We start from the raw sequence: 7,431 nt of genomic DNA, 5'->3' as shown, positions 1-7,431 counted from the left end.
TCCATTTCCACTTCCAAGAGGCTGACCAGCCAACACAATATCATTGTATCCATCACCATTTATATCTCCGCTGCCTTTAATATTTACACTCCAGCTACTTGTATCACTAACAAAGGGAGATTCAATAGAGGCCAATAATTGCATTGGAGTTTGCGAAAAAACGGACCCTGCGAAACTGCAAAAGACCAAAAAAATTACTATTTTCAGCATAATCACTCCAATGTAGTTGTTCTATTTTTTTAATACCATAAGGGTATACTCATACTCCAATAATCGTCTAAAACCTAATATTTTCAAACAAAACTCTTGGTATCATTTAACTAAATCCAGTGCCATATGGCAAACCTCATCCATCTATTAAAACTAAAATAACCCAAAGCCAAGAAAAAGCAAATAAAAAAAAGCAATTTCCAAATTCTTTCGCATCCTTATGCATTCGTATTTGTGTTAATACAGGGGAGTGGCTTCCTTGCGCTGGATAGGGAATCCAATAGAAAAGACGGAGTTGCCCCGGGCCTTTCATAAGGCATGGGATCCTATTTTATTATTGTAATCTTTTTTGTGGCTACCATCTTGTCAGCCATAACGCTAACAATATAGGTTCCTGAGGCAAGTGTCCTGTTGTTATCATCTTTGCCATTCCAGACCGTGGAATAGAACTCTCCTTTTTTGTTTTACATCTCCTGATAGTCCAGCTTTGTTAACCAGGCTGTTGTAGCTTTCGCTCAACTGAGTAGTCTTTACTTTCTGTCCGCGGATATTAAAGATTTCAATCACTGGTTGAGATACAGGCTTCTTTATAAGAGAAAAGTCAATAAATACCTCTCCTGCCTGGCTTGTATTCAGAAGAGGATTTGGATAAACAGATATGGAGATATCATGTTGGGGAGAAGGTAATTCAGGATCATCAATACCCACATAGGGCTCTGAACCATATTCATAACAGCCCATATCTATCCTATCGTTCCATATTCGCCAGTTACCTGCCAGATCCATCTGTGGTAGATTCAATCCTAGAGTATCAGGTGTGCCGCTATCTATACAGGGTGAAAGAGAACTTAGCTGATAATACTCAGGTTGACTTTCCGCAAATCCAGGCTCTATTTCCCCCAAGAATAGCGGATTAGCTGTCATGATGTTATCAACCGTAGTTAGTCTATCTGGGTAATTGCAGTTGATTTGGGAGCCACGGAACAGACTATTACTCCCGCTTACGTCATAACTAAGCCCTGTAGAACTAAGATAATTTAGAAGATAAAGCTCTGTAGCTGCACCAGGATTGTATGAAATAAGATTTCTAATATCTACCCCTGCATATACTGACGTAATACTACGGTTTGTAGTGTTATTGGCTATTGTACAGTTGTTCAATTGGAGTTGCTGGCCGCGGTTCTGCATATAAATTGGAGCATTCACCCAAGATGTATGAGTGATAGTGTTATTCATAAAAAGCATGTTACTCATATCCAGATTGTAGTCTGCAAAGTCAGACTGGTTATTTTGATAGATGAATATCCATGCATCAATAGCATCATTGTTGGCTACAATGCTGTTGCGAAGCACTATATCACTATCATGCATTGATATTCCTATGTAATTACTTTCATTATACGAAGTGGAGTTTCCTGCACTGATGATATTGTTTATAAAGACATCTTGACTTTCCAGAGTATTAAAAGTAATTAAGTCGTTATCAGCCGATGTAGTGAATCCCGCTAACACATTATCAACAATTACTCCATTACAATAATTGATCAATAAACCTGTAAACATTGACCCAATATTATTCATGAAAACCAGATCGTGAACATTAATATCGTTACAATAGTAGAAACTTGTTGGTGTGGTATATTCTGATCTGGCATTGATTATTTTCATACCCGAAATCTCCACGTTATTAGCATGGCAAGTCGACCAAAAAGTACGATTGTACTCACCATCCAGGATTGTTGCCTCAGTGCCGGCACAAAGAATGCGTACATTGGATTTAATGCAAAAGGGAATAACTGCGCATTGTTGCTATGAGAATATACCCCAGCAGCTAGATTCAGTGTTCTGGGGTTGTTTGGATTAGCCGTAATCCGCTGCATAGCATAGGCGATGGTTTTTAGGGGTGTTTCTGCCGACAAACCGGAATTTGTGTCATCACCATCCGGTGCCACATACAGGTCGTGATCTATTTGAGATAAATAACTTTGGGCTATGTTCACGCTGAGATCAGCGCAATAGGAGTTAACAAAATAGCCATCCGCTTCGGTCATAGCAATACTTCCCATATCCAGGCTAAGACTATAGGGAGTAGGATTATCAGTTATATAATAGATACTGAAATCCATACCTTAGTGAGGTATAGTTGTTATAGATCGAACTAGGATGTACTGTATCAATGGACAAATTGTTGGCCAGCTGAAATGATAGCCCTCCCCCTGCTTGAATGGCAATATTGTCAAATATCTTTACATTCGACATAGTCAAAGATGCATTAGCTGTTATAGATATGCCACCTCCAGCTAATGCAAAGCAATTCCTAATGATGCAATTAATTACTATAACATGGGAGTTATCCCTAACATATAATCCACCTCCGGCATAATTTGGCGATATGTAGCCACCATCTTCATTATTAACAAGTGTAAAGCCATTGATCATAAAGGTTTCTCCATTTACAACTCTTATACAGGAGGATATATTCCCGTCTATGATCGTATTCTCAATGTATTGCTGTTGCGCATTTGTTGAATAAAGGCTTACGAGAGAGATATTGCAATCAATAAACTCGATATTTTCTTTGTAACGTCCCGGATATACTAGTACCACATCACCATGCCTGGAGTCGTTGACAGTGGACTGGATACTGGTATATTGCTGCGATCCGTCCAGTGCTACGGTTCTGGTTACACTAAACAACAGGCAGGGTAGTATGGCTATGATTGAGAAAACAAATATCTTCATTGACTCTCCATAGTTCAAGAATTGGGGCGGGATGAACCCGTCCCCAACAACTTGATACTATTTTAACAATAGCATTTTATTCGTCATCGTCTGGTTGTGTGCATGCATCCGGTAAAAATATACTCCGGAGGATGCTTGTTTGCTATTATTGTTGGTTCCATCCCAAATCTCAGTGTATGAACCGGCGTTTTTAACGTTATTAACCACAGACCGGACTTTTTGTCCTTTCAGGTTATAAATATCAATCACAACCTGACCGTCGTCTTTGAGATCATATTGTATTAATGTTTCTGGATTGAATGGATTTGGATAGTTCTGGTATAGTCTGGTGGACAGAGGAAGAGGAGGTATTTCGGTTGCCCCAAGTTTTACTTTTCTGCTTGCGAAAGTACCGGCTTGGGGATTTAGCACAGAGTAATTCAGCACATTGGTGCTTGCGGTCTTACCAGGAAAATACATTCTAAATTCCATTTCTTTTAGTTCTTCGGAAGGATCAGTGATATTAGTAATATATGCATTCAACTGAACTTCTCCGTCCTTTATCACAGCAGCACCCTTGCATTCTTCGTCCACAAAGACGGCAATTTCGGTGGGTTTATTACCATCCTCAAACTGATTCAGGTCAATCGAAACAAATATGGGGATATATTCAAGTTGCTCCTCATAAGAGAACTGAAAAGCCATTTCACGGTAATGGGGATCGGTGGAAGGTGGATCAGGATTGTCTCCCCCAAGTTTGGATTCAACCGGAGAAGTGCCAATATACTTTACAACAACCATTTCACCGGGATTAATGGCTAATTCAGATCCGACGGATACGCAGCCAAGTCAGTCGTTTGTGTATGCATCTGAGGGTATATCGCTAGGTTGGGGCTGATAATGGTACTGGAATGCGAACCATGGCCCAATTTTCCGCTAGAATTTCCGTGATGTCGTTCAATATAGGTGCTAAGGCATCGAAAGGTTTTAGGCTTTCATCAAGGTAATAGCCAAGATATGTTTCTCTATTCAACACACCTGTATTTGGATCAATCTCGCAGTAATCATCGGCGTTTATGGGGCAACTTGGATTGCATGCATACACTACTGGGAAATTGATATGATAATGTAAGGGCTTTGTAAAGGGCCAATAACCTGAATTTGATGCCTTCTGTCTGTATAGAAACCACTTAATTTTATTTTTACCAGTTTGATCATTAGTATTTTGGTAATAGTACTCAGCCAGCCCCCTGTCAAGCCAACCGTAATCCCTGCCTGCTAACATCCACCAAGAATCCTCAATTGGCACAGTTGCATATTTCGGAGTCAGGTTATCTACAATACTATTCATCCATTTCGCAACGTATCGATTATCCCATAAATTTGTATCTGTAAGACGATTAAGGGCTGTAAAGAATATTTGTGGTGGACCTTCGAAAGCTTGACTGGCATAGTCATAGCCACTAACCTGCGCGCCACTTTGCTTTACAATATAGCTCAGTACTCCATGAAAATCCTCTTGAATTGGTGCAGTAGTTAGCCTGTATAACACCCAATCAAGTATCTCATCGTTGCCGGGAAGATAACCCAATACTAATCTACTGTAGCCCAAAGCACAAATGGTTTCCAAAGGTCTAGCCCCAAGAAGATTAACCTTGTTGTGACCATTGGTCCAGTCAATAGTACCCGCTTCATTAGAATTTGCCCAAAAAGGTGAATAAAACGTACTCCATGGGGTCATGCCAATCAATGCAGGACGCTGCAAATAATTATAAAGGTATCCTGATAATATCTCGATGTTTTCACTAGCGGCAGATTTTTGAACATCAGTCATCTTATAATAAAGCATGTCGTATATGAACGAAACAAAAGTTAGCCCATTACTTGCGTAATACAATCGATTATAGTTGTCAAGATTTGAGGAGATGAAACCCGGATAAGGATCTGTACTAAATGGTAATCTTTCACAATATGAATAGTTATTATCTGTGTTATAAATCAATTGGACTATCGAGCCTGGATTAGTGCCATCAATGGACTGGTTGGGGGATGTCATAGTTTGAGGTTTTATGTATATGAATTTATTCCTTGTTACATCACCAGATATGCCCTGAATTAAGGCTTATAGGTATGAAAGTTCACTTGTATTAAGCGAGTGATACTTGATAGCGTTGTAGAAAGAATCTTTCGAATAATCTGCTAAGTATTGGTTAAAGTCTATCACCCTTTCCTCAGAGCTTTCTATGAGGTCACCTTCAGGATCGTTACGACTATTACTAATGTAATCGCCAATTAAAGGGTCAGGATATGGAACTGAAAGGTTCTACCTGATCTGTTGCATTAGTTGGGTATCGATAGAAATGGTCCTGTCGATAATGGAAAACAAAGTAGTAGCAATCGAAGCTATTAAAATGAGCACAACAATCTTTTTCATAAATCCTCCTATTTAATGTATGAAATCAAGTGGGTTTCAATAGTTTTTGAGTCCGTAGCTAGTTTGACTATGTATAACCCGGAAGGAATATCCTTTGGTACCCAGGTTACAGCTTTATCGTTGAGATCAATGGACTCTACCTGTTGACCCTTTATATTGTAAATTGTTAATTTACTTGGGTGTAATAATTGTCTATTGGTACTTAAAGTAATCTTTCTGGAAAACGGATTTGGATATGCTGAGATACAGCGAATAGGAGGAGTATGCTCTGTTTCATCTGAAACGCCAACATAGTTACCGTTTGAATCAACTCTAACGAGTCCCAGCCGGCGCGGAAGTTCTATCACGGTTGCACAATAAAGAATATCACCATTATCAAGTTCTTGTAATGAGTGCTTACCTACTCCAATCCTTTCAATCGGTAAAGCATTGCTGCTCCAAAGCATGTTAAAAGCACTATCAAACTTGAATATCTCTCCAATGGGTGTGGAAACTGCAAGGATAATGTTGTTGTCATTAGTCCTTATGGCAGGAAATACTATTTCTTCATCAAGGAGCCTATAAGTTGGGATTGTGAGAATGGGTGTTTCTGGGTTTAAGTTACAAAAGTCTACTCCATAATCGTACACCATAAGAAGCCCATCAACTACATTGTCGTTGTATCTTAATCCAAAATAGTTCCCGTTAGATTCAATAATTCTCTCTACACACGGCCGCGGAGGGTATTCTATTGTCCACAAAGAATCACCATCAGCAGTTATTTTCATCAATCTCATTGTTGGATTAAAACCCCAATTAAATAAAATGCTTCCATCAGATGTTGATTCTATTGTTGCATTCACATTGGCTGGTGATTGATATTGCCATATAATATCTAAGGAATAATCAACCTTACAAAATAAAGCATCATTTGTTTCCTGAATATGTCCAATAATTATAAAATCATTATCTACAGGCAAAATATCATCTATATAGTTAATCAATCCTTGGTTATATGTTAGATGTACCAATTCCACAAATTGTAGATTAGCATCTAAACGTTGCAATCTGTTGTAATGGCTATCCAGAGGGAGGTAACCACCAAGTCCATCTTTCACAATTCTGGAATAGTATCCTTCAACTATGTCCCCTCCGAATTGAGGTCCGAATACTGTGTTCTGATAACCACCGCTGCGGGAGTAGAGCATCATAGGTGATTGGGGGAATACCCATTCGGGAGGAGGGGAATGGAAGGTAGCCAAGGCTTGCAGGACAAACTTACCCTCATAATCTTCGAATACATTTGCTGCCATAGTTTGACTAATCGGAAAAGATTCCCATGACGGTAAAGTTTGGGTTGTGGGGTAGTAATAACGCACAAAAGTGCTGTCAATCTGTGCAGACAAGTTTACTGATACCAGCATACACATTATCAAAAAAGAAATTAGTTTCATAAATCCGCCAACTAATTCGATCAAAGTTTTAAACTCCATTCGCCTTCGTCCTTCCCAGATCGTTTTATCATATCTTCATAGAAGTTCATCAGACAATCTTCGCTTCACGGATTTATATCATATGTTTCGTCCACCAAAAGAGGACTCAAACTAAATATGGACAAAACCCAAAAAATCGCATGTACATGTGCCTATTAAATTATTAGATAATTCTAGAATTATAAAAAGCAATTAGAATATATAGAATTTCTGTCGCATCCTTATACATCCGTATTTGTGTTTATACAGGGTAGTAGCTTCCTTGCCCTGGATAGAGAATCCATAGACATCGCAAGGAGACACAATGGAAGCTAAATTATTGGAACGCATCAAAGAACAACTGGTTAGACATGAGGGTCTGATAATGTTGGGCGCAGGGTTTAATTCCATATTTTAGCGCATCTTGAACCATCTGCAGACGATAGGTCTTGACATCCTGATTATCAATAATTCCTTTGTTTTCTATGTATATATTCATAACGGTTGCATATCCCGATATACTGTCGAGATGGCAACCATTTTTTTTAATATAGGTATTCATAACGGTTGCATTCCCTCTACCTGTCTCAATAACTCCCATTTATATATTTTTTT

Annotated in this window: 8 protein-coding genes; all 8 read right to left on the bottom strand. The window is 38.9% G+C overall.

Going from position 1 to position 7,431, the window contains the following annotated elements:
• The coding region (locus tag LHW48_04070; GenBank protein MCB5259635.1) for an FG-GAP repeat protein at positions 1-210 on the bottom strand (210 nt) is incomplete at its 3' end.
• Between the two features lie 417 nt (positions 211-627).
• Positions 628-1,878: a hypothetical protein gene (locus LHW48_04065; GenBank protein MCB5259634.1), complete on the bottom strand. Its 1,251-nt coding sequence runs from the start codon at positions 1,876-1,878 to the stop codon at positions 628-630.
• Positions 1,875-2,261, bottom strand: coding sequence for a DUF1565 domain-containing protein (locus tag LHW48_04060; protein ID MCB5259633.1), 387 nt, complete (start codon positions 2,259-2,261; stop codon positions 1,875-1,877). Before LHW48_04060 ends, LHW48_04065 begins: the two co-directional genes overlap by 4 nt.
• Positions 2,262-2,307: 46 nt before the next feature.
• Entirely contained in the window at positions 2,308-2,952 is a 645-nt protein-coding gene (locus LHW48_04055; protein ID MCB5259632.1) for a hypothetical protein, read from the bottom strand.
• Positions 2,953-3,009: 57 nt separating this feature from the next.
• On the bottom strand, positions 3,010-3,732 hold the full coding sequence (locus LHW48_04050) for a T9SS type A sorting domain-containing protein (protein ID MCB5259631.1): 723 nt from the start codon (positions 3,730-3,732) through the stop codon (positions 3,010-3,012).
• 82 nt (positions 3,733-3,814) lie between these two features.
• Positions 3,815-4,987, bottom strand: a complete 1,173-nt coding sequence (locus tag LHW48_04045) for a hypothetical protein (protein ID MCB5259630.1) — start codon at positions 4,985-4,987, stop codon at positions 3,815-3,817.
• Between the two features lie 386 nt (positions 4,988-5,373).
• Positions 5,374-6,837, bottom strand: coding sequence for a T9SS type A sorting domain-containing protein (locus tag LHW48_04040; GenBank protein ID MCB5259629.1), 1,464 nt, complete (start codon positions 6,835-6,837; stop codon positions 5,374-5,376).
• A 316-nt stretch (positions 6,838-7,153) separates the two neighbouring features.
• Complete coding sequence (locus LHW48_04035; protein ID MCB5259628.1) at positions 7,154-7,315, bottom strand: hypothetical protein; 162 nt, start codon at positions 7,313-7,315, stop codon at positions 7,154-7,156.
• Positions 7,316-7,431: the final 116 nt, after the last annotated feature.

The sequence above is a fragment of the Candidatus Cloacimonadota bacterium genome (assembly GCA_020532355.1).
In the GTDB taxonomy this organism is placed as follows: domain Bacteria; phylum Cloacimonadota; class Cloacimonadia; order Cloacimonadales; family Cloacimonadaceae; genus UBA5456.
The sequence above is the reverse complement of the archived record's forward strand: the minus strand, read 5'-3'. Positions and strand labels throughout refer to the sequence as shown.